The sequence below is a fragment of the Methylobacterium sp. D48H genome, from assembly GCF_053345715.1.
This window is the reverse complement of the sequence record NZ_JBKFAP010000002.1, coordinates 1-22,342: the sequence shown is the minus strand read 5'-3', so window position 1 is coordinate 22,342 and position 22,342 is coordinate 1. Positions and strand designations below refer to the sequence as shown.

Sequence of the window (22,342 nt, the reverse complement as noted above, 5' to 3'; positions counted from 1 at the left end):
GGAACGACGATGATCATCTACGGCAGCAGCGTGTCGCCCTACGTGCGCAAGGTGCTCGCGGCGCTCTACGAGAAGGGCGTCGCCTTCGAGCATCGCCCGGTCGGCTTCCACGCGGCGGATCCCGGCTTCCGCGCCGCGAGCCCGATGGGGAAGATCCCCGCGATGGAGGATGCCGGGTATCGCCTCGCCGATTCGAGCGCCATCGTGGACTATCTCGAGCGGCTGCACCCGGCGCCCGCGCTAATCCCCGAGGACGCGCGGGACGCCGCCCGCGCCCGCTGGTTCGACAAGTTCGGCGAGTGCGAGCTGACCCGGCAGGTGCTGGTGCCGTTCGTCGAGCGCTTCCTCAAGCCCCGCCTGTTCAAGGTCGAGGGCGACGAGGCCCTGGCGCAGCGGACCGTGGACACGGCGCTGCCGCCGCTGTTCGACTACCTCGAATCGCAGATCGACGGGCCCTACCTCGTCGGCGGCCGGTTCGGCATCGCCGACATCGCCGTGGCGGCGCCGTTCCACAATCTGCGGCTGGCCAAGGTCGCGGTCGACGGCGCCCGGTGGCCGAAGCTCGCCGACTGGGTGGCGGCGACGCTGGAGCGGCCGTCCTTCACCGCGGCGATCGCCGCGGCGAAGAGCTGAGGCCGCTCAGCGCCGCTTGCACAGTCGAGGGCGGCTCAGCGCCGCTTGCGGATCGAGCCCACGGTCTGGAGCTGCGTCTGCGCCTCGGCGCGGTCGTCCTCGCTGGCGGCCGCCCAGTTCTTCTCGTAGAGCGCGACGATCCAGTCGTCCTTGCGGCTCTCGGCGCCTTCCCGGGCGAGCGAGAGCCACATCAGGCCGCGCACCCGCTGGACCGGGATGCCGCCCAGGCCGTTGACCAGCATGTCGCCGAGCAGCGCCTGCGCCGGGTGGTGGCCCTTCTCGGCGGCGAGGTTGAACCAGCGCGCGGCCTGCCGCGGGTCGGCCTCGACGCCGGTGCCGTCGAGGTAGAGCCGGGCGAGATTGTACTGCGCGTTGGGGTCCCCGTAGTAGGACGCCGCGTAGTTGAACATGTCGTAGGCGCGCTCGGGATTGGGGCGCACGTAGGTGCCCTTGATCCCCTCCAGGAAGTAGGTGCCCAGAGCCGTGAAGGCGCTGCCCAGGACCGCCGAGTTCTGCGGATCGGGCCCGTCATCGGTGCTGGCGTCGGCGATCCGCGAGAAGAACTCGAACGCCTTCAGGTCGTCGTGCGGGACGCCGTCGCCGTCGGCGTACATCCGGCCGAGCTTCCACAGCGCAAGGGCGTGGCCCTGGCCGGCCGCGTACTCCAGCGCGCGGGCGGCGCCCTGCTTGTCGCCGGCATTGTACTCGCGCATGCCGGCGCGCAGCGCGTCCTTGGCCGAGCGGTAGCTCTTGTCGGCGACCGGGACCTGCACGGGCGTGCGGACATTGGCGTCGAGGGCGCGCGACGGCGCGACCGGCAGCGCGACCAGGGCGAGCGCCCAGGCCGCCACCGCGAGGCCGCCGACGGACCGGAACCGACCGGGATCGGCCCCGGCCGGCGCCCTGCGCCGGCTGAGGTCAGTCCTAGACGTCCGCATAGCTCTGCGTCTCCTTGGCACCTCCCGGATGGGTGACGGCGCCGTACAAGGCCGGGCCGACGCCCTGCGCGTATTTCCAGAGGTAGCCGGAGGTCGCGGTGTTGGGCCGCGCGGTCCAGGCCTTGCGTCGCTCGGCCAGCTCCGCGTCCGACAGGGCGACGCTGAGCGTGCCCTGGATCGCGTCGAGGGTGATGACGTCGCCGTCGCGCAGCAGCCCGATCGGGCCGCCCACGGCGGCCTCGGGGCCGACATGCCCGACGCAGAAGCCCCGGGTCGCGCCCGAGAAGCGCCCGTCGGTGATCAGCGCGACCTTGTCGCCCATGCCCTGGCCGTAGAGGGCCGCGGTGGTCGACAGCATCTCGCGCATGCCGGGGCCGCCCCGCGGGCCCTCGTAGCGGATCACGAGGACGTCGCCCTCCTCGTAGCTGCGGGCCTGCACGGCCGCGAAGCAGGCCTCCTCGCCGTCGAACACGCGGGCCGGGCCGGTGAAGACCTGCTTCTCGGCGGGGATGCCGGCGACCTTCACGATCGCGCCCTCGGGGGCGAGGTTGCCCTTGAGGCCGACGACGCCGCCGGTCGGGGTGATCGGCCGGTTCGCCGGATAGACCACGTCCTGGTCCGGGTTCCAGGTCACCCGGTCCATGTTCTCCGCGATGGTGCGGCCGGTGACCGTCAGGCAGTCGCCGTGCATGAAGCCGTGGTCGAGGAGCGTCTTCATCAGCAGCGGGATGCCGCCGACCTCGAACATGTCCTTGGCGACGTAGCGCCCGCCGGGCTTCAAGTCGGCGATGTAGGGCGTGCGCCGGAAGATCTCGGCCACGTCGAACAGGGTGAACTCGATGCCGCACTCGTGGGCGATCGCCGGCAGGTGCAGCGCCGCGTTGGTGGAGCCGCCCGAGGCCGCCACCACCGTGGCGGCGTTCTCCAGCGCCTTGCGGGTGACGATGTCGCGCGGGCGGATGCGCTTCTCCAGGAGCTCCATCACCTTCTCGCCGGCCGTGGCGCAGAACTTGTCGCGGATCTCGTAGGGGGCCGGGGCTCCGGCCGAATAGGGCAGCGCCAGGCCGATCGCCTCGGAGACGGTCGCCATGGTGTTGGCGGTGAACTGCGCGCCGCAGGCGCCGGCCGACGGGCAGGCGACCTGCTCCAGCTCGTCGAGGTCCTCGAGGCTCATGTCGCCGACGGCGACCTTGCCGACCGCCTCGAACAGGTCCTGGACGGTCACGGGCTTGCCGCGGAACGAGCCGGGCAGGATCGAGCCGCCGTAGATGAAGATCGAGGGCACGTTCAGCCGGACCATCGCCATCATCATGCCGGGCAGCGACTTGTCGCAGCCCGCGAGGCCCACGAGGGCGTCGTAGGCGTGGCCGCGCATGGTCAGCTCGACCGAGTCGGCGATGACCTCGCGCGACGGCAGCGACGCGCGCATGCCGCCATGGCCCATGGCGATGCCGTCGGTGACGGTGATCGTGCAGAACTCGCGCGGCGTCCCGTTGGCGGCGGCGACCCCCTTCTTCACCGCCTGCGCTTGGCGCATCAGCGAGATGTTGCAGGGCGCGGCCTCGTTCCAGCAGGAGGCGACACCCACCAGCGGCTGGTGGATCTGCTCACGGGTCAGGCCCATGGCGTAGAGGTAGGAGCGGTGCGGGGCGCGGTCGGGCCCCTCTGTGACGTGGCGACTCGGCAGCTTCGACTTGTCGTTCAAACGCGTCACCATGACTTCAGACCAAGCCTTCGCAGCCGATCCCGAGGGTGCGTTGAACCGCGGCGCGTCGCCGTTCGCGAGGCGCCGGGAGATCCGTCCGCGTGCTCGGGAAGTCCTCGTTTCCGAACGGTAAACCGTTGTCGAATTTGCCGTTTACCGCGGATGTTGAGGTGGGCCCGGACTATGGCGGGATCGCGGCGTTTACGGGCAGGTCTCGGGGCGGAGCGGGGATCGTTTTACGGTGTTGCGACCCCGCCACAGCCACGCTTGCGGCCATTTCGGCGGTGACGACAAGATGAAGGACAATGGCCCGGCGCTAACGGGGCGCTTCTCCGAGACGCAACTTGTCTTCGGGCAAGCCGAGGATCTCCGGGCCGCGATCCGGGCGGGACGCGGCAATCCGGCACCCGGAAAGTCGCTGTATCACTATCCCTGCGCGGGACCGGCGCCGGCAATACGCCGACCGACGGGCGGAACGACATGTCGCGCCGCCGCCGCGGCGGGTCCGGCGCGCCAATCTGCTTGCGCGCCGCGCGGTCCTCGCTCGCGCGGAACGGCGGGTCCGGCGCGCGTCCGTGGCGGCGTCGCGGGCCTGATCGAATGGAGCCCGCGTGCCGCTCATCGCGGCCGACGCGCCGCTCTTCGCCGACGCGGGCCGGGATCGGGCGTCCTGCACCGGCATCCGCTTCGCCGCGGCGCGGCCGGGATCACGGGATCACAGGACGACGTGATCCCGGCCGGATCCGCGCTCAGGCCGCTCCGGCGTGCGGCGCCGGGATCTCGGTCGAGATGGCGTCCACCGTGCGCGGCATCGGGCTGCCCTGCCCGTCCGCGCGCTGGATCCGGACCTGCTGATTGACCGGCTGCATGTTGCCGAAGGGCGTCGAGAAGGCGATCTCCGCGGCGTCGCGCCCGACGCCGATCCGCACTAGCCCGTCGAGGTCGGCCTGCCGGGTGGCGTCGAACAGCCACCAGCGCCCGTCGAGATAGGCTTCGAACACCGCGTGGAAGTCGCTCGGGACGAGGCCGTGGGCGTAGCAGCTCACGAACCGGGCCGGGATCCCGAGCGCCCGGCAGAAGGCGGCGCCGATATGCGCGAAGTCGCGGCAGACGCCGGCGCGCTTCAGGAGCGACTCGTGGGCGGTCGTCTCGCCGTCGCTGGAGCCGGGCTGGTAGGCGATGTGGTCGTGGATCCAGTTGCAGATCTGGTTCACGCGCGCGTGGCCCTTGGGGAGCGCCCCGAACTCGGCGAGCGCGAAGGGCGTCAGCCGGTCCGATGAGACGAACCGGCTCGGCAGCAGGAACGGCAGGATGTCGAGGGGCAGCTGCCCGATGGGCGTCTCGTTGACGGTCGCCGGGTCGGCCCGGTGCACGGTCAGGTCGACCTCGGCATTGTACTCCAGCGCGAACTGACCGGTCGGGACGTTGACCGCGAGATAGCGGTTCTGGAGGTCGGGGGTCGTGTAGAGATCGCGCTTGAGGTTCGGCGTCAGGACCAAGCTCTCGCTCAGGATCTCGACGCTCTTCAGCTTCGCTACCTCCAGATTGAAGATGAAGGTGGTGTCCGAGAGGATGTTGTAGGACAGGCTGCAACCGAGGGTGTAGCGCATCGGATCTCCTTGCCGGATGACGGCCCATCCGCCGTCCAAGCAAGGGGCGCGCCCGATTGTCGGTTCCGGCTCGATCGGGGAGTCGCGGGCGAGACGGGGGCGCCGCGTGCGTCGGACGGCGCCACCGTCATCGCGAGCGCAGCGAAGCGAGCCAGGGCGGCGCGACATCGCCGGGCACATAGTGCGTCCCTGGATTGCTTCGCTTCGCTCGCAAGGACGGTTGAAGCGATCGATACGGTGTCAGCCGCGCTCGGCGGCATCCCTCGGGAGCAGCAGCACCGTCAGAGAGCGCACGCCCTGCGCGCCGTGGATGAGGACGCCCTCAATGTCGGCGGTGGCCGACGGGCCGGTATGCAGCACCGCGTAGGCCGAGCGGCCGAATTCCGGCCGGCGGTAGGCCGCCTGCACGTTCGGTACGATGTCGGCCGGGTCGAGCAGCACGACGAGGTGCTGCGCGAGATAGGCGACGGCGTTGACGATCAGCTGGTCCTGCGTGAACAGCACCGAGCCGGTCTCAGCGATGCCGAACACCGCGCGGACCACCGCCACGTCCACGTCCTCGACCTCCTGGGGCGCGCGCACGCTCCGCAGGTCGCGGTTGCCGGTCAGCTCCGGCACCGCGGAGGCGATAACTTTGGCGGCGTCGAGGCGCTCGCGCACGCCCGCGAACACGTCGCCGGCACCGGGCTCGGTCACGCGGCCGCCCATGCGCTTCAGCCGCTCGCCGAACTCGGCGACCAGGTTCTCGCCGACGAGCGGCGCGAACAGCGGCACCTCCGGCAGCGGGAAGTCGCCGGCCGGCCGGTTCCTGCGGATGCCGTCGAGGATCGCGTCGCGGGCGCTCATCGACCCGTGTCCTTCATGCGGTTCTGCTTGTACCAGGCGTGGAAGGTCTGGCGCGGCGCGTCGGGCATCTCGCGCTTCTTCCCCCAGGTGTTGAGCGGGTTGTAGACCGCGAAGCGCGGCAGGGCCTTCAGGGCGGAATCCGCCGCGCCGATCGCCGCCCGGTAGGCGGCCGGGCGCGAGAGCACGGCGCCTGCGGCCTTCATCATGCCCTGCTTGAGAGCCGGAATCTGGTGCTCCTCGACCAGCACCTTCCGCCACGCGAAGATCTGCTCGTGGATGTTGATCTTCACCGGGCAGACGTTGGTGCACGAGCCGTTCATCGTCGAGGAGAACGGCAGCGTCGAGTATTTCCGCTTGTTGAAGGTCGGATCGATGATCAGACCGATCGGCCCCGAATAGGTCGCGCCGTAGGAGAGGCCGCCCGAGCGCCGGTAGACCGGGCAGGTGTTCATGCAGGCGCCGCAGCGGATGCATTTCAGCGAGGTCCAGAACTCCTCCATGCCGAGGCGCTCGGAGCGGCCATTGTCGACCAGAACCATGTGCATCTCGGTGCCCGCGCGGGGGCCGCGGAAATGCGAGGTGTACTGGGTGATCGGTGAGCCCAGCGCCGAGCGCGACAGCAGGCGGATGAACACCCCGAGGTGCTCGACCTTCGGGATGATCTTCTCGATGCCGATGGAGTGAATCTGCAGCGGCGGCACGTTGCCGGACAGGTCGGCGTTGCCCTCATTGGTGCAGGTCACGACCGTGCCGGTCTCGGCGATCGCGAAGTTGCATCCGGTCATGCCGGCATCGGCCTTCAGGATGTAGGGCCGGGTGGTCTCGCGCTGGCTCTCGGCGAGGTAGTGCGCGTCGTCGTTGTCCGGATCGGTGCCGAGCGTCTTGGCGAAGACCTCGGCCACGTCCATCCGGGTCTTGTGGACGGCCGGCGCCACGACGTGGCTCGGCTCCTCGTTGTCGAGCTGCTGGATCCGCTCGCCGAGATCCGTCTCGATGACCTCGATGCCGTTGGCCGCCATGTGGTGGCGGAAGCCGCACTCCTCGGTGAGCATCGACTTCGACTTCACCAGCGTCTTCGCGCCGTGGCTCCGCAGGATGTCCAGCACGATCCGGTTGTGATCGGCGCCGTCCTTCGCCCAGTGCACGTGGACGCCGTTAGCCTTCGCGGCCGCCTCGAACTGCTCGAGGTACCGGTCGAGGTGGCTCAGCGTGTGGGTCTTGATCTGCGAGGCGAGCTCGCGCAGCTCCTCCCACTCCGGGATGCCGTGCGCGGAGGCGTCGCGCTTCTTGCGCAGGTCCCACAGGCGCTCGTCGTGGGCGGCCTGGTGCAGCGGCGCCGCGAGGAAGCGCTCGGCGGCCTCCGACTGGTTGATCGGCCGGTCGCCCCGGATCTTCGCGCCGCGCGGCTGCGGCTCCCGGGTCTGCGGGGCGCGGATCGGCTTCGAAGCGGCTTCCGCGTGCTGGAGACGCCGGCCGTCCGGCGCCCGCTCGCTCTCGTCGTGGCCGGCCCGCACCTCGGGGTGGATGACGCCTTCGCGCTCGCGGGGGTTGAGGTCCTCGGCGCTCATGCGGCGGCTCCGTTCAGCACCTGCGCGATGTGGATGTACTTGAGCGGCAAGCCGAGCCGTTCGGCGCAGCCCTTCTGGTGCATGAGGCAGGAGGAATCCGCCGAGACGACGTAGGCGGCCCCGGCCCGGTTCTGATCGGCGACCTTGTCGTAGCCCATCTTCGCCGAGACGGCGGGCTCGAACACCGAGAAGGTGCCGCCGAAGCCGCAGCACTCGTCCGGCCGGGCGAGGTCGACGAGCTCGACCCCCTTCACGAGGCGCAGCAGGTCGAGGGGCTTGGAGTAGTAGGGCTGCACCAGCTCGGTCGGCCGCGCGTGGTGGATGCCGCGCAGGGCGTTGCAGTTGGTGTGGTAGGCGACCTTGTGGGGGAAGTTCGCCCAGGGCAGGTCCTCGACCTTCAGCACGTCGTGCAGGAACTCCACGAGCTCGTAGGTACTGGCGCGGACGTGCCGGACCTCGTCGGTCTGCGGGATCGCCGTCAGGTGCTCGCGCACCTGGTGAACGCAGGAGCCCGACGGGGCGACGATATAGTCGAAGCCGGAGAAGTTCTTGACGAACAGCGCCTCGGTCGCGGCGGCCTCGGCGTGGCAGCCGGTGTTGGTCATCGGCTGGCCGCAGCAGGTCTGGTCGAACGGGTACTCGACCGTGCAGCCCAGGCGCTCGAGGAGCTCCAGGGTGGCGATCCCGACCTCGGGCTCGAAGGCGTCGACGTAGCACGGCACGAACAGGCCGACCCGCATGGTCCGGCAACTCCCTGGATACCCCGGCCCGGCGGCCTGGAACGGTTCAAGACTGACCGAGGGTCTACCGGAAGGGGCGGCCCTTGGCGAGGTCGCCCGCTGCGGCACCGTGCCCGCTGTAACCGGGGAGTTTTCCTGGGAAGCGATGCCGCGCGCTTGATTTCCGACGCCTCAGAGTCGAAGGACGTCTGGAAGCGTTCCGAAGAGATCATCACCATGGAAGAACTGCTCGCCCGCGTCACCACCCGCACCGGGCTCGACGCCGCGACCGCTCAGACCGCCATCGGGCACATCCTGGCCTTCCTGCAGAAGGAAGGGCCCGCGGCCGAGGTCGGCCAGCTGCTGGCGGCCCTGCCGGGCTCCGAGGCGCTGATCGCCGAGTCGAATGCCGGCGAGAGCGGCGGCGGCGGGCTAATGGGCATGCTCGGCGGGATGATGGGCGGCGGCGGCGTCATGGCGCTCGGCCAGAAGCTGATGGCCGCCGGTGTGCCGATGGGTCAGATGCAGCCCCTCGGACAAGAGCTGTTCGCCTTCGGCCGCGAGAAGGTCGGCGAGGACGCGATGGGCCCGATCATCGGCTCGATCCCGGGGCTGAACCAGTTCGTCTGACCGCGGGCCGGTGTGCGCGGCCGCACTGCATTCGGGTGACGCCTGGACGAAAGTAAAAAAGAGGTTGCGGAGCGAAAGCTTGACGGAACCTGTCCACGCGATCCCCGTTATTGGGGATGTGGCCCGGATCGACGCCTTCGGCAGTGTCCGGTACCGCACTCAAGCAGGCCGGCCATGCCCGTCTTCGAAGCCAAGAACCTGGACAGCGAGTTCGAAGGGCAGTCCCTGCTCGCTGCCATCCTGCACCCGACCCGCGCGGCGCAGACCCGGGCCCTGAGGCACGGTCGCCGGCGCGCTGAGCGCGCGGCGGCCCTGGCCGATCCGATGACGATCGAGCCGCGCTTCCCGATCGCGCCCGGCGAGCTGGCGCCGACCGGGTTCACGGGCCGCTGAGGGCTACCAAGCCTGCGCGGTGACGAGGCCCTGGCGGGTCACCACCACCCATTCCCGACCGTGGCGCTCGACGCCCTCGACGCGGCCGACGCCCGGGATGACGTCGCCGGGCGCGACCTCGACGAGGCGGCGCCGGCGGTTCTCCAGGATCGCGGTGCCCTCGTAGACGTCCCGCAGGGCCCAGCCCTCGATCACCGGAGGCTTGTCGGACGCGGCCGGCTTCTGCTTGGGCTCGCTCACCTTGGCGTCCGCGACCTTGACCTCGGGCTTCGCCTCGGCGGCGCGGGCGGGCTCGCCGATGCTGCCGGTCTGGGTCGGCTCCGCCTTCGCGGCGGCCGGAGTCGCGGCCGCGCGGCGGTCGAGCTGCGCGGCGAGGCCGCTGAGGCGGGTGTTGTGGTCGCGCTCGACCTGCTCGAGCCGCTCGCCGAGGGTTGTGACCTTGCCGTTCAGGCTCTTGTCGACCAGCGCCAGGCGCTCGCCGAGGGCGGTGCTGCGGCTGGCCGCCTCCTTCCGCGCCACGTCGGTCGAGGCGCGCAGGTCGGCGAGCACGGTGTGGAGCTGCGCGATGTCGGCGGCGAGGCGCACGGTCTCGGTGCGGCCGGCATCGAGCGTCGTCTCGAGGGCCGCGAGCGCGTCGGGCCGGACCGAGGCCGGGCGGGAGAGCGCCATCACGCCCCCGCCCAGGAGGACGCCCAGCGCGAGGGCAGCCCCCGGGATCGCGAACCGCTTCGGATCCAGGCGCGCCAGCGACGCCAGCGCGAACTTCCCGCCAGCCGGCGAGGCCGCGGTCTCGGTCCCGGCGGCCGCGGCGTCGGTCTTGCCGGTCACCGCGGCCTTGAGCAGGTCGGCCGGCGAGATGCCCTGGGAAACGCCCTGCTTGGCTTCGATCTTCGTCATCGCCCCGAACTCCGCACGCGGCCTCGCGCTGCAAGCGTTCGTTAAGGACGTTTGTTTACGAAACCCTTACCGCACGCCCGTGGCTCAGGCCGCCAGCCCGCGCTTCTTCAGGATCGGCTCGATGCTCGGCATCCGCCCGCGGAAGGCCGTGTAGGCCTCGCGCGGGTCGCGCAAATTGCCGGCCCCGTACACGAAGGTCCGCAACCGCTTCGCCGTCTCCGGATCGAAGATGTCGCCGGCCTCGCGGAACGCGTCGAACGCGTCCGCGTCCAGCACCTCAGACCAGAGGTAGCTGTAGTATCCGGCGGCGTAGCCGTCCCCAGAGAAGATGTGGGCGAAGTGCGGCGTCCGGTGCCGCATGCTGATCTCGGCCGGCATGCTGATCCGCCGCAGCGCCTCGGCCTCGAAGGCGGGCACGTCGAGACCGCCCTCGCCTTCCGCCGAGAGGTGCAGGGTCATGTCGACGATCGCCGAGGACGTGTACTCCACGGTGGCGAAACCCTGGTTGAAGGTCCGCGCGGCGAGCAGCTTCCGCAGCAGGGCGTCGGGCATGGGCTCGCCCGTGCGATGGTGGCGCGCGTGGGTCCGCAGGACTTCCGGCTGCTCCAGCCAGTGCTCGTAGAGCTGCGAGGGCAGCTCCACGAAGTCGCGCGACACCGCCGTCCCCGACAGGAGCGGGTAGGTCACGTCCGAGAGCAGCCCGTGCAGGGCGTGGCCGAACTCGTGGAACAGGGTGCGCGCGTCGTCGAAGGACAGCAGCGTCGCCTCGCCGTCCGGCGCCTTGGCGAAGTTCATGACGTTGACGATGATCGGCGTGACCGTCCCGTTCAGGCGCTCCTGCGAGCGGAAGGCGCTCATCCAGGCGCCAGACCGCTTCGAGGCGCGGGCGAAGTAGTCGCCCAGGAACAGGCCGACCTCGGACCCATCGGGATTGCCGACCCGCCAGACCCGGACATCGGGATGGTAGCGCGGCACGTCGGCGAGTTCCGTGAAGGTCAGACCGAACAGCCGCGAGGCCGTGTCGAACGCCGCCTGGATCATCCGCTCCAGCGGCAGGTACGCCTTGATCTCGCTCTCGTCGAGGTCGTGCTCGGCGCGCCGCACCTTCTCGGCGTAGTGCCGCCAATCGTGCGCCTGGAGGGCGAAGTTGTGGCCCTCCGCCTGGATGGTGGCCTGGAGACGGTCGCGCTCCTCCGCCGCCCGCGCGCGGGCCGGCGTCCACACGTCCCGCAGCAGCCCGGTCGCCGCGTCCGGGCTCGCCGCCATCGTGTCGTCGAGGGCGAAATGGGCGAAGCTCTCGAAGCCGAGGAGCCGCGCCCGCTCGGCGCGCAGCCGGATGATCTCCGCGATGATCGCCCGGTTGTCGGTCGCGCCGCCGTTCTCGCCGCGCCGCGTCCAGGCCGCGTAGGCGCGCTCGCGCAGGTCGCGCCGGGTCGAGCAGACCAGGAACGGCTCGATCAGCGAGCGGGACAGGGTGATGACGTGCCCGTCGAGGCCGCGCTCCTTCGCGGCGCTCTCGGCCGCGGCCCGCAGGAACGGCGGCAGGCCGGCCAGATCCTCCTCGCCCTGCAGCGGCAGGGTGAAGCTGCTCTCGTCGGCCAGGAGGTTCTGGCTGAACGTGGTCCCGAGCTCCGACATGCGCGCCGCGATCTCGGCGATGCGGGCCTTGTCCTCGGGCCCGAGATCCGCACCCGAGCGGCGGAAGCGGATCCGGTACCGGTCGAGGACCCGGCGCTGCTCCGCGCTCAGGCCCTCGGCGTCGATCGCCGAGATCCGGGCCCAGAGCTCGGGGTTGAGGTAGATGGCGCTGCCGTGCCGGGCGAGCTTCGGCCCGATCTCCCGCTCGATGGCCTGCAGCTCGGGGTTCGTGTGGCTGCCTGTCAGGTTGTAGAACACGCCGGCGACGCGCTCGAGGGCGAGGCCGGCCCGCTCCATCGCCTCGACGGTGTTGCCGAAGGTGGCGGGAGCGGACTCACTCGCGATGGCGCGGATCTCGGAATCGTGCGCCGCCAGGGCGGCGTCGAACGCGGGCCGGTAGTGCTCCGGCCGGATCCGCTCGAACGGCGGGAGGCCGTGCGGGGTGCTCCACTGCGCCTCGCGGAAGGGATTGTCCGGCGGCAGGCTCGGGAGCCCGGCATCAGCTGCGTCCGACATGCAGTCCTCGATCTCGACGTCCACGCGACGGCGCGATCGTCCGCGCCGCAGGTGCGCCGACATGGGGTGTGCCGGCGCGATCCGGAAGACAGTGGTCCGATCGGCGCGGCCGTCAACCGGGTCCGGGCGATCCGAATGGCGTCTCGCCCGTTGTAGAGGCCAACGCCCACGCTTCGAGGCCCCATGCCGGGACGCAGCCTGTCGATCCTCCGATCCGCGACGCTCCTGGCGGGCGGCGCCCTCGCCGCGGGGCTCGCCCTCCCGGCCACGCCGGTCGGCGCCGTCGAGACGCCGGCGGCCACGGTGCCGACGCCCCCGCCGCTGCCGCCGGAGCGCCCCGAGGCGCTGAAGCCGCCCGTCGCCGAGCCGGCGCCACCGACGCCGCCGGCGCGGCCGCCCGAGCTGAAACCTGCCGCGGCTGAGCCGAGCAAGGAGCCGAGCAAGGAGCCGGGCAAGCACTTGGCCCGAGAGCCTTCGAGGGAGAATGGCCGGGACAAGCCGCCGGAGTCCGGGCAGGAAGCCGGGAAGGAAGCCCCGAAGGAAAGCGCGAAGGAGACAGCGAAGCCCGAGATCCCCTCACCGCCGCCAGCGCCGCCCGCGCGGCCGCCCGAGCTGTCGGGCGCGGCCGCCCTGGCGCTCAAGGTGACACCGCCGGACGATTCCGCCTGCCGGACGCGCCTCAAGCGTCTCGGGGTCGAGTTCGAGCCGCTGCCGGCGATCTCCGAAGGCCAGTGCACCGCGCCGCTGCCGCTCAAGGTGACGAAGTTCGCCGACGGGGTGGTGCTGCCGCAGGGCGCCACGCTGACCTGCCGGACCGCCGAGGCGCTGGCGCGCTGGGTCACGGAGGTGCAGATCGAGGCCGATCGAACGCTGAAGCACCCGCTGATCGCGCTCGAACTCGGCGGCTCCTATGTCTGCCGGGGACAGAACCACGACGTCGACGCCAAGCTCAGCGAGCACGCCTTCGCCAACGCCGCCGACATCATGGGCTTCGCCTTCGCGGGACGCGCGAGCATCCCCGTCAAGGCGATGCCGGACGGTTCCGAGGAGGCACAGTTCCTCGGCGCGGTGCGCGCCAAGGCCTGCGGCTTCTTCCGCACCGTCCTCGGCCCGGGCTCGAACGCCGCCCACGCCAACCATTTCCACCTCGACGAGCGCGAGCGTAACGGCGGTCACCGCCTGTGCCAGTAGAACCGGGTGGAACGTTCCCGCAGGTCCGGCATTTCTCGGCTCGAGAGCGCGTCCGCTCCCCGGAATGACGACGGCGATGATCCCGAAACCTTGGCGGCCGGTCTGCGTGGCTCTCCTGGCGAGTTGTCTGGCCGCGCATGGTGCGGCTGCCCGGACCGGGAAGGGCCGGAAGGCTGAGACCGCCCAGCCGCCGGCGCTGACCGCCGAGGCGGTGAACGCCGCGACCCTGGCGCAGGCAGGCGTCGGGAAGAGCGAGGGGACGAAGTCCGACGCGAAGGCCCGTCGGGCCAAGTCGTCGGACGACAAGCCCGATCCGCTGATCGTCAAAGCCCAGGTGCTGCTCGATCGCGCGCGCTTCTATCCCGGAGCGATCGACGGCCGGAAGGGCGACAATTACCGGCACGCCCTCTCGGCCTTCGCGGTGGCCCAGGGGCTTCCCGCCGGCGAGGACCTGACGCCCGAGATCTGGGACAAGCTCCAGGCGACCAGCGACAAGCCCGCCGTCACTGACTACACGCTCTCCGAGGCCGACGCCGCGGGCCCCTATGTCGAGCGGATCCCGCCCAAGATGGAGGAGCAGGCCGAGCTCAAGTCGATGGGCTACACCAATCCCCGCGAGATGCTGGCCGAGCGCTTCCACATGAGCCGCGACCTCGTGAGCGCGCTCAATCCCGGCAAGCCCCTCGACAAGGCCGGCACGACCATCGCGGTCGCGGCGGTGGACCCGATGGGCACGGACAAGCCGAAGGCCAAGGATCTACCCCAGGAGCCGAAGGTCGAACGCATCGAGGTCGACAAGTCGAGCCGCGACGTCCGCGCCTACGGCGCCGACGGGAAGCTCGTGGCCTATTACCCCGCGTCGATCGGCAGTGCCGAGAAGCCGGCCCCGAGCGGCGAGACCAAGGTGAAGGGCGTCGCGTTCGACCCGGACTACACCTACAACCCGAAATACGCGTTCAAGGGCGTGAAGGCGCAGCACAAATTCACCATCCAGTCGGGGCCCAACAACCCGGTCGGCCTGGTCTGGATCGACTTGGCGATCCCGAGCTACGGGATCCACGGGACGCCGGAGCCCGAGAAGGTCGGGAAGACGGAGTCCCACGGCTGCATCCGCCTGACCAACTGGAACGCCCGCGACCTCGCCGCGCATGTGACACGGGGCGCCAAGGTCACGTTCAAGGACGACTGAACGGCCGCGCGGCGACACTCGCATACGCCCGCGCGAAGCCGCCCGCACAAAAATGTATCATCGGTTAACATAGCGCCCGGTCTGGGTGTCGGAACGGGCCGGGAACGCTTGACACATTGCGCATTACGGGCGACGCCTCAGGTTGTCTCGCGGGCTGACCCTCGGGCCGCGTTCACCCGTCCGGACGCTGCTCACGCGGTGCGCAAGGCGTCACCAGCCGCATGGCAAGATCCCCGGCGACGGGGGCATTCGAAGGGAAGACGGCCCGGCGTGATTGCTGACCCCAACGACGACGTCCTCAACGGCGTCCGTGTTCTCGTCGTCGAGGACGAGGCCGCGATTTCGATGCTGCTGGAGGACATGCTCCTCGATTTCGGCTGCGCCGTGGTCGGGCCGGCCGCGCGGCTGTCCTCGGCGCTGGAGATGGCGTCGCAGGAAGCGTTCGAGGTCGCCATTCTCGACGTGAACGTGGCGGGTGAGCCGATCTACCCGGTGGCCGAGGCCATCGCCAAGCGCGACCTGCCGCTGGTCTTCTCGACCGGCTACGGCGGTGCCGGCATCCGCGAGCCGTTCCGCGACAGGCCCGTCGTCCAGAAGCCGTTCAGCCAGGCCGACCTGAAGCGGACCCTGATCGGGGCGATCCGCGCCGCCCGGGACTGAGACCCGGCGCGTCGGCTCCGGCGGTCACGGGCCGCCCGTCACAGACCCTCGATGGTGAAGACCCCCTCGACATGGGCGGGCCAGGTGCGGGATCCGACGAACACGGCGTCGGCCCGGAACGTCGACCCGGCACACCACGCATTGCGTCCGATCCAGGCGCGGACCGCGCGGGAGAACCGCCGCCGCTTGGCGGCGTCGATCGCCTCCCGGGCATCGTCGCGGCGCGCCCGCGCCTTCACCTCCACGAACACGACGGTCTTCCAGCGCCGGACGACGAGATCGATCTCGCCGCCCGCGACGCTCACGCGCCGGCCGATCGGCCAGTACCCCTTGAGCATCAGCGCGGCGAGCGCCAGCCACTCGGCGCGGTGGCCGAGCCGGTAGGCGGCGCGGCGTCGGCCGGCCCTGTCCGGCACGGCCCCGGTCATCCCTGCTCCCGCGCCAGCGCCAGCGCGCGGGTGTAGACGAGGCGCCGCGGCTGACCGGTCTCGTCGGACACGAGGCTGGCGGCATCCTTGATCGAGTGCCGCTCCAGCGCCGCCAGGATCAGGGCGTCGAGGGCGGCATCCGAATCCGCGCTGCGCTCCGGCGCCGTCGCCGCACCGATGATCACCACGATCTCCCCCTTCGGCGGTCCCTCCTGGGCGAAGCGCGCGCTCAGGCTGCCCAACGTATCGCGCCGGATGGTTTCGTAGAGCTTGGTCAGCTCGCGGGTCACGGCCGCCGGCCGCTCCGGACCCAGCACCGCGGCGGCGTCGGCCAGCATGTCGGGCAGGCGATGCGGCGACTCGAACAGGACCAGCGTGCCGGGAACTTGGATCAGCGCCTCCAGGCGGTTGCGCCGCGCACCGGCCTTCTGCGGCAGGAAGCCCTCGAAGAAGAACCGGTCGGTCGGCAGGCCCGCCGCGACCAGCGCGGTCATCACCGCGGACGGCCCCGGGACGGGCGTGATGGCGATCCCGGCCTCGATGGCGGCCTGGACCAGCTTGTAGCCGGGATCCGAGACGAGCGGCGTCCCGGCATCCGAGACCAGCGCCAGGGCCTCGCCGGCGGTGAGCCGCGCCACCATCCGCTCGCGCACCGCGTCGTTGGAATGCTCGTGATAGGCGAGCAGCGGCGTCGTGATCCCGTAATGCGCCAGCAGGTTCCGGGTGACGCGGGTGTCCTCGGCCAGGACCGCGTCGGCGGCCGCCAGGGTCGCCAGCGCCCGGATCGTGATGTCGCGCAGGTTCCCGATGGGCGTCGCCACGATGTGCAGGCCCGGCGACAGGGGTTCGGTCTCGCTCGCGAGGCCGAAGGCCGTGAAGGTCGTGCTGCGCGGGCGGTCGGGGGCGAGCTTCGGGGACGGAGCTCGGGTCGGGGCGGCGGCCCCCGGGTCGTCGAATCTGCGGGTCATCACCGGCGATCTTGCCACACTGGTCGCCTCTCGTCGCGGCGAGGCTGCGTGGCCGGGGGGCAAGTCCCCGCCGCCGCGTTTACATTTCAGAATCCGCCGGTCAGGCTGCGGAGCCTGCCCGAAGGAGTACGCGCCATGGCGCGCCCGACAAGCGCGCGGGACCGTCTCGTGCGTGTCACCGCCCAGACCGCCGCGCTCTGCGCGATCCTGCTCTCGCTCGGCGGTTGCGTCGGCAGCGACCTCGCGCGACGCGCGACCGGGCCGCAGGCCGAGCTGTCACCGCCGGCCGCCGTGCCGGATGCGCCGGGCACCGCGCCCGCGGCGCCGCCGATGCCGGCCGCGGGCGGCGGCGGGCGCATCGGGGCGGGCTCGGTGAAGGTCGCCCTGGTGCTGCCGCTGACCGGCCAGGGATCGACCGTGGGGGCCGCGATGCGCAACGCGGCGCAGCTCGCCTACGACGAGGCCCAGCAGCCCGACCTGACGCTCATCGTCGAGGACGACCGGGGCAGTCCGGACGGCGCCCGGGAGGCGACCCAGGAGGCGCTGCGGCAGGGCGCCGAGATCGTGCTCGGCCCGCTCTTCGCCGGCAGCGTGCAGGCCGCCGCGGCCGTCGCCAGGACCGCCGGCAAGCCGGTGATCGGCTTCTCCACGGACGCGACCGTGGCGAACCAGGGCGTCTACCTGCTGAGCTTCCTGCCGCAGCCGGAGGTGGACCGCGTGGTCGAGGACGCGGTCGCGGGCGGGAAGAGGTCCTTCGCGGCGCTGATCCCCGAGACCGCCTACGGCAACGCCGTCGAGGCGGCGTTCCGGGAGGTCGTCGCCCGCAAGGGCGCGCGCGTCGCCGCCGTGGAGCGCTACCCGGCCGGCGCGCCCGGCCCGGCGGTCGAGCGGCTCGCGCGGGTGATCACCGGGCCCGGCGCCACCGCCGACGCGCTGTTCATCCCCGAGACCGCGGACGCGATGCCCGCCGTGGCGGCCGCGCTGACGAAGGCGGGCTTCTCGCCGGCCCGGGTGCGCCCCCTCGGCACCGCCCTCTGGAACGAGCCGTCACTGTTCGCGCTGCCGGCCCTCCAGGGTGGCCGCTTCGCCGCGCCGGACCGCGTCGGCTTCTCGAATTTCAGCGCGCGCTACCAGGCCCGGTTCGGCGCCGTCCCGCCGCGGGTGGCCTCGCTCGCCTACGACGCGGTGCTGCTCGCCGCGGCCCTGTCGCGGCGCTACGGCTCGCAGCGCTTCGCCGAGACCACCCTGACCAACGGCCTGGGCTTCGCCGGCGTCGACGGGACGTTCCGGTTCCGGCCGGACGGTCAGAGCGAGCGGTCCCTCGCGGTCTACGACATCCGCAACAACGCCGCGACGCCCGTCAGCCCGGCGCCCCGGGTTCTCGCGAAGCCGGCGATCTGATCAGGCGGCGAGCTCGGCGACCAGGGCGTTGAGCACCGGCGCCCCCCGCGCCGTGGCGGCGATGCGGCCGCCCGGCAGCCGCTCGAGCAGGCCGTCCCCGATCAGCATGCCGATGCGGTTGCCGTTCAGGGGCCGGCCCTTGAGCGCCGCGTAGCGGTCGGGATCGATCCCCTCGCGCAGGCGCAGGCCCATCACCAGGAACTCGTCGGCCTGGTCGGCGGCCGAGAGGCTCTCGGTCTCGACGATCCCGTGGCCCTCGGCCTCGACGCGGGCGAGCCACGCCTCGGGCGACCGTTCCGTCACGGTTCCGACCCGGCCCCGGCCCGTCACGAGCCGACCGTGGGCGCCCGGACCGATGCCGGCATACTCGCCGTAGCGCCAGTAGAGCAGGTTGTGCCGCGATTCCGCACCGGGCCGCGCGTGGTTCGAGATCTCGTAGGCCGGGAGGCCGGCCTTCGCGCAGAGCTCCTGGGTGACGTCGTAGAGGGCGCGACCGACCTCGTCGTCCGGCGTCACCAGCTTGCCGGCGGCGGCGAGCCCGTGGAACGGCGTCCCGGGCTCGATGGTGAGCTGGTAGAGCGAGAGGTGCTCGGCGGCCCGCGCGAGCGCGTCGCTAAGCTCCGCCCGCCACAGGTCCGGCGTCTGTCCGGGCCGCGCGTAGATCAGGTCGAAGGAGGTCCGCGCGAAGGCCGACTGCGCCAGGGCGATCGCGCCGAGCGCCTGCGCGGTGTCGTGCAGGCGCCCGAGGGTCCGCAGCGAGGCGTCGTCGAGGGCCTGGATCCCGAGCGACACCCGGTTGACCCCGGCGGCGCGGAAGCCCTGGAAGCGGCCCGCCTCGACGCTCGACGGGTTGGCCTCGAGGGTCACCTCCGCGTCCGGCGCGACCGCCCAATGCTCCCCCACCGCGTCGAGCAGCCCGGCCACGGTCGCGGGCTGCATCAGCGAGGGCGTGCCGCCGCCGAGGAAGATGCTGGTCACGGTCCGGCCCGGCGTGCGGGCGGCGGTTTGGGAGATCTCGGCGCGGAAGGCCGCCAGGAAGCGCGGCTCGTCCACGCCCGCGCGGCGGACGTGGCTGTTGAAGTCGCAGTACGGGCACTTCGCGGCGCAGAAGGGCCAGTGAAGGTAGATCCCGAAGCCCGCGTCGCGGGTCGGATGGTCCGGGCCGGTCGATGACATGATGGCGGGCATGTGAGCGCCCGCGCGCCGTTTGGCAATCAGGCGCCGGGCGCGAGGCAGGCGCGGCTCAGCTCGACGAAGGCCCGCGCCCGGTGCGACAGGCCCCGCCCCTGCTGCCAGTCGACCCCGTGCTTCTCCTCGGCGCTCATCTCGCCGAAGGTGCGGTCGTGGCCGTCCGGCCGGAAGATCGGGTCGTAGCCGAAGCCTGCGGAGCCCTTCGCGGCGACGAGGTCGCCGAAGACCCGTCCCTCGAACAGCTCGGTGTGCCCGTCCGGCCAAGCCAGCACGAGGGCGGACACGAAGTGCGCCCGGCGCTCGGCGGCCCCGCGCCGGTCGAGTTCGGCGAAGATCCGCGCCATCGCGCCGGTGAAGTCCTTGGTCGGCCCGGCCCAGCGGGCCGAGAAGATGCCCGGCGCGCCGTCGAGGGCGTCGACGCAGAGCCCGGAATCGTCCGCGAAGGCCGGCAGCCCGGTGGCGTCGGCCGCCGCCCGCGCCTTGATCGCCGCGTTCTCGGCGAACATCGTGCCGGTCTCGTCGGGCTCGGGCAGGCCGAGCTCGCCCGCCGACACCGCCTCGATCCCGAACGGCGCGAGCAGGTCGCGCATCTCGGCGAGCTTGCCGGCATTGTGCGTGGCGATGACCACCTTCCCGGTCAGACGGCGGCTCACGCGATCGCCTCCTTCTGCAGGGCGACCAGCCGCTCGGTGCCGGCGCGGGCGAGGCCGAGGAGCTCGAGGAGCTGCTCCTGCGTGAAGGGCTCCATCTCTGCGGTGCCCTGCACCTCTACGATGCCGCCGCGGCCGGTGAGCACGAAGTTGGCGTCGGTCTCGGCCGCCGAATCCTCGGCGTAGTCGAGGTCGAGGACCGGTGCGCCCTTGTACAGGCCGCACGACACGGCGGCGACGTGGTCGCGCAGCGGGTCGACGGAGATGATCGAGCGGGTCCGCATCCAGGCGAAGCAATCGTGCAGCGCCACCCAGGCGCCCGTGATCGCGGCGGTGCGGGTGCCGCCGTCGGCCTGGATCACGTCGCAATCGATCGTGATCTGGCGCTCGCCCATGGCCGGGAGGTTGGTGACGGCGCGCAGCGAACGGCCGATCAGTCGCTGGATCTCCTGGGTCCGGCCCGACGGCTTCCCGGAACCGACCTCGCGGCGGGTGCGTTCGTGCGTCGCACGCGGCAGCATGGCGTACTCGGCCGTGACCCAGCCCTTGCCGGAACCGCGCAGCCACGGCGGCGCGCGCTCTTCCAGCGACGCGGTGCAGAGCACCCGGGTGTTGCCGAAGCTGACGAGGCAAGAGCCCTCGGCGTAGCGCGAGACCGCGCGCTCCAGGCTCACGGGCCGCAACTCGTCGGCGGCACGCTTGGAAGGCCGCATCGCGGGCCCCTTCTGTCGAGAGTGTCGAGGGCCGGGCTCTTAGGCCGCCGCGCCACCGCGGGCAAGCATCGCCGTACGGATTGATCCGCGCGGGACGGTTGGACATGATCGGACCACAGGATGACCCCGTGACACACCCCAGTCCCAACTTCTCGAACGGCCAAGCGATGCAGGCGCTCGCCGCCCTCAACGAGCGTGCCCGGGAGATCTTCCGGCAGATCGTGGAGAGCTACCTCACGACCGGCGAGCCGGTCGGTTCCCGGAATCTCGCGCGCATCCTCCCGATGGCGCTGTCGCCGGCCTCGATCCGCAACGTCATGGCGGATCTGGAGCATTCCGGCCTCATCTTCGCGCCGCACACCTCCGCCGGCCGCCTGCCGACGGAGCTCGGCCTGCGCTTCTTCGTGGACGCGATGCTCGAGCTCGGCGACGTCAGCCAGGACGAGCAGGCGCGCATCGAGGCGCAGATGCGCGCTGCCGCCTCGGGTCACACCTTCGACTCGGCCCTGGCCGAAGCCTCGACCATGCTGTCCGGCGTCTCCCGGGGCGCCGGGGTCGTCCTGACCACCAAGGCGAACGTCAACCTGAAGCACATCGAGTTCGTGCGCCTCGATCCGGCCCGCGCCCTCGTCATCCTCGTCTCGGACGACGGCTCGGTGGAGAACCGCCTCGTGGACCTGCCGGCGGGCCTGCCGGCCGGTGCCCTCCAGGAGGCGACGAACTTCCTCAACGCGCGCCTGCAGGGCCGCACCCTCGGCACGCTGCGCGCCGAGATCGAGGCCGGCCGCAAGGCGATGAAGCGGGAGCTCGACGCGATCACCGAGCGCCTCGTCGATGCCGGGCTCGCCACGCCGGTCGGCCCCACGGAGGCCCGCCAGCTGATCGTGCGCGGGCAGGCGAACCTGCTCGACGACCTGCGCGCGGTCGAGGATCTCGAGCGGATCCGCCTTCTGTTCAACGATCTGGAGACCCAGAAGGACGTGATCGATCTCCTGTCCCGAGCCGAGGGCGGCGAGGGCGTGCGGATCTTCATCGGCTCGGAGAACAAGCTGTTCTCGCTGTCCGGATCCTCGCTGATCGCGGCGCCGTTCCGCGACGGCTCGCAGAAGATCGTGGGCGTCGTCGGCGTGATCGGTCCGACCCGGCTGAACTACGCGCGGATCGTGCCGATGGTCGACTACACGGCGCGCGTGGTGTCGAAGCTCCTGGACGGCGGGCGGTAGAGGGCGCCGGGCAGAGGATCCGCCCGGCCCACCGATCTTCTTGTGACCGCCCGCTCAGGCCGGGATCACGTCCACGATCTCGTAGGTGTCGGGATCGATGATCACGATGTCGTCGCGGACCAGGACGAAATCGTAGCCCTCGTATTCCGGCACTAGCTCGATGATCGCCGGCGGCAGCCTGTGGAGCCTGACCGAGCGCGGGATCGCGGTGCCGATCGCCAAGCCGAAAGCCACGTCCCGGAGCGGCGAGACGCCCAGACGCGTGATCGAGCTGCGGAACTCGGTCCGCTGACGGGTGTCGAGGCGGCCGACCGCGCCGCGGACGGCGCCCCGGTCGCGGGCACCGGCACGGCCGTCCCGTTCGCCGGCCGGACCGCGACCGCCGCGCTCGGGACCGGCCGCGTCGCGGTTGCCCCGCTCGGGTCCGGCACCCGGCTCGCGGCCACCCCGATCGCCGGCACCGCGTTCGCCCGCACCGCGGTCGCTCGCACCGGGATTCGCGGCCGGGCCGCCCCGGTCCGCCGGTCCGTTGCGCTCGGCCGCGCCGCCCGGGCGACCCGGTCCCTCGCCGCCGCGACCCGCCGGCCCACCGGGCTCGGCGCCGCGCGGCCCACCCTCGGCACCGCCGGGACCGC

Annotated in this window: 22 protein-coding genes; 8 read left to right on the top strand and 14 right to left on the bottom strand. The window is 71.7% G+C overall.

Features of this window, described 5'->3' with window-relative positions; genetic code table 11:
• The first annotated feature begins 9 nt into the window (after nt 1-9).
• Nucleotides 10-633 carry a glutathione S-transferase family protein gene (locus ACLBX8_RS06260; RefSeq protein WP_447693586.1) on the top strand — a complete coding sequence of 208 codons (624 nt, stop codon included), beginning with the start codon at nt 10-12 and terminating at the stop codon, nt 631-633.
• 35 nt (nt 634-668) lie between these two features.
• Here the strand turns inward: ACLBX8_RS06260 and ACLBX8_RS06255 are convergent, their stop codons facing one another.
• From ACLBX8_RS06255 to ACLBX8_RS06230, 6 genes are all read right to left on the bottom strand, one after another.
• A complete protein-coding gene (locus ACLBX8_RS06255) occupies nt 669-1,571 on the bottom strand; it encodes a tetratricopeptide repeat protein (RefSeq protein WP_020091884.1) in 903 nt (300 codons plus the stop codon).
• Nucleotides 1,558-3,288: a dihydroxy-acid dehydratase gene (gene ilvD / locus ACLBX8_RS06250; RefSeq protein WP_020091883.1), complete on the bottom strand. Its 1,731-nt coding sequence runs from the start codon at nt 3,286-3,288 to the stop codon at nt 1,558-1,560. Before ilvD ends, ACLBX8_RS06255 begins: the two co-directional genes overlap by 14 nt.
• A 737-nt stretch (nt 3,289-4,025) precedes the next feature.
• Nucleotides 4,026-4,886 (bottom strand): transglutaminase-like domain-containing protein, encoded by an 861-nt coding sequence (locus ACLBX8_RS06245; protein ID WP_020091882.1) that lies wholly within the window; start codon nt 4,884-4,886, stop codon nt 4,026-4,028.
• Between the two features lie 240 nt (nt 4,887-5,126).
• On the bottom strand, nt 5,127-5,732 hold the full coding sequence (locus ACLBX8_RS06240; RefSeq protein ID WP_447714761.1) for a LutC/YkgG family protein: 606 nt from the start codon (nt 5,730-5,732) through the stop codon (nt 5,127-5,129).
• A complete protein-coding gene (locus ACLBX8_RS06235; protein WP_447714760.1) occupies nt 5,729-7,300 on the bottom strand; it encodes a lactate utilization protein B in 1,572 nt (523 codons plus the stop codon). The genes ACLBX8_RS06240 and ACLBX8_RS06235 overlap by 4 nt, the downstream gene beginning before the upstream one ends.
• The gene (locus tag ACLBX8_RS06230; RefSeq protein WP_447714759.1) at nt 7,297-8,040 is read right to left on the bottom strand and encodes a (Fe-S)-binding protein; all 744 of its coding nucleotides are present in this window, start codon (nt 8,038-8,040) and stop codon (nt 7,297-7,299) included. The genes ACLBX8_RS06235 and ACLBX8_RS06230 overlap by 4 nt, the downstream gene beginning before the upstream one ends.
• A gap of 216 nt (nt 8,041-8,256) precedes the next feature.
• Here ACLBX8_RS06230 and ACLBX8_RS06225 point away from each other — a divergent pair, with 216 nt between their 5' ends.
• Together ACLBX8_RS06225 and ACLBX8_RS06220 are read left to right on the top strand one after the other, a co-directional pair.
• Nucleotides 8,257-8,649: a DUF2267 domain-containing protein gene (locus tag ACLBX8_RS06225; protein WP_012319882.1), complete on the top strand. Its 393-nt coding sequence runs from the start codon at nt 8,257-8,259 to the stop codon at nt 8,647-8,649.
• Nucleotides 8,650-8,823: 174 nt separating this feature from the next.
• Nucleotides 8,824-9,042: a hypothetical protein gene (locus ACLBX8_RS06220; RefSeq protein WP_012319883.1), complete on the top strand. Its 219-nt coding sequence runs from the start codon at nt 8,824-8,826 to the stop codon at nt 9,040-9,042.
• A gap of 3 nt (nt 9,043-9,045) precedes the next feature.
• Here ACLBX8_RS06220 and ACLBX8_RS06215 read toward each other — a convergent pair whose 3' ends face one another.
• Together ACLBX8_RS06215 and ACLBX8_RS06210 are read right to left on the bottom strand one after the other, a co-directional pair.
• The gene (locus ACLBX8_RS06215) at nt 9,046-9,939 is read right to left on the bottom strand and encodes a hypothetical protein (protein WP_447698763.1); all 894 of its coding nucleotides are present in this window, start codon (nt 9,937-9,939) and stop codon (nt 9,046-9,048) included.
• A gap of 84 nt (nt 9,940-10,023) precedes the next feature.
• Entirely contained in the window at nt 10,024-12,093 is a 2,070-nt protein-coding gene (locus tag ACLBX8_RS06210) for a M3 family metallopeptidase (RefSeq protein ID WP_447698764.1), read from the bottom strand.
• 183 nt (nt 12,094-12,276) lie between these two features.
• On the opposite strand from ACLBX8_RS06210, the gene ACLBX8_RS06205 reads away from it, so the two are divergent.
• From ACLBX8_RS06205 to ACLBX8_RS06195, 3 genes are all read left to right on the top strand, one after another.
• Nucleotides 12,277-13,284, top strand: coding sequence for an extensin family protein (locus ACLBX8_RS06205; protein WP_447698765.1), 1,008 nt, complete (start codon nt 12,277-12,279; stop codon nt 13,282-13,284).
• Between the two features lie 76 nt (nt 13,285-13,360).
• Nucleotides 13,361-14,473, top strand: coding sequence for a L,D-transpeptidase family protein (locus tag ACLBX8_RS06200; protein WP_447698766.1), 1,113 nt, complete (start codon nt 13,361-13,363; stop codon nt 14,471-14,473).
• 270 nt (nt 14,474-14,743) lie between these two features.
• Nucleotides 14,744-15,133 (top strand): response regulator, encoded by a 390-nt coding sequence (locus ACLBX8_RS06195; protein ID WP_012319888.1) that lies wholly within the window; start codon nt 14,744-14,746, stop codon nt 15,131-15,133.
• 38 nt (nt 15,134-15,171) lie between these two features.
• On the opposite strand, the gene ACLBX8_RS06190 is transcribed toward ACLBX8_RS06195, so the two are convergent.
• Together ACLBX8_RS06190 and rsmI are read right to left on the bottom strand one after the other, a co-directional pair.
• Entirely contained in the window at nt 15,172-15,561 is a 390-nt protein-coding gene (locus tag ACLBX8_RS06190) for a YraN family protein (RefSeq protein WP_447698767.1), read from the bottom strand.
• Entirely contained in the window at nt 15,558-16,529 is a 972-nt protein-coding gene (gene rsmI, locus ACLBX8_RS06185; protein WP_447714758.1) for a 16S rRNA (cytidine(1402)-2'-O)-methyltransferase, read from the bottom strand. The genes ACLBX8_RS06190 and rsmI overlap by 4 nt, the downstream gene beginning before the upstream one ends.
• Before the next feature lie 135 nt (nt 16,530-16,664).
• Here rsmI and ACLBX8_RS06180 point away from each other — a divergent pair, with 135 nt between their 5' ends.
• Nucleotides 16,665-17,930, top strand: a complete 1,266-nt coding sequence (locus tag ACLBX8_RS06180) for a penicillin-binding protein activator (protein ID WP_447698769.1) — start codon at nt 16,665-16,667, stop codon at nt 17,928-17,930.
• Here the strand turns inward: ACLBX8_RS06180 and hemW are convergent, their stop codons facing one another.
• The 3 genes from hemW to rph are packed head-to-tail and all read right to left on the bottom strand — an operon-like array spanning nt 17,931 to nt 20,484.
• Complete coding sequence (gene hemW / locus ACLBX8_RS06175) at nt 17,931-19,118, bottom strand: radical SAM family heme chaperone HemW (protein ID WP_447714757.1); 1,188 nt, start codon at nt 19,116-19,118, stop codon at nt 17,931-17,933. It abuts the gene before it with no gap.
• A gap of 26 nt (nt 19,119-19,144) precedes the next feature.
• The gene (rdgB, locus tag ACLBX8_RS06170; RefSeq protein WP_132366550.1) at nt 19,145-19,774 is read right to left on the bottom strand and encodes an RdgB/HAM1 family non-canonical purine NTP pyrophosphatase; all 630 of its coding nucleotides are present in this window, start codon (nt 19,772-19,774) and stop codon (nt 19,145-19,147) included.
• On the bottom strand, nt 19,771-20,484 hold the full coding sequence (gene rph, locus ACLBX8_RS06165; protein ID WP_447714756.1) for a ribonuclease PH: 714 nt from the start codon (nt 20,482-20,484) through the stop codon (nt 19,771-19,773). The genes rdgB and rph overlap by 4 nt, the downstream gene beginning before the upstream one ends.
• A gap of 167 nt (nt 20,485-20,651) precedes the next feature.
• On the opposite strand from rph, the gene hrcA reads away from it, so the two are divergent.
• Nucleotides 20,652-21,707 carry a heat-inducible transcriptional repressor HrcA gene (gene hrcA / locus ACLBX8_RS06160; RefSeq protein WP_020091867.1) on the top strand — a complete coding sequence of 352 codons (1,056 nt, stop codon included), beginning with the start codon at nt 20,652-20,654 and terminating at the stop codon, nt 21,705-21,707.
• A 54-nt stretch (nt 21,708-21,761) separates the two neighbouring features.
• On the opposite strand, the gene ACLBX8_RS06155 is transcribed toward hrcA, so the two are convergent.
• Nucleotides 21,762-22,342, bottom strand: a 581-nt coding sequence (locus ACLBX8_RS06155; RefSeq protein ID WP_447714755.1) for a DUF1236 domain-containing protein, incomplete at its 5' end; no start/stop codon positions are given.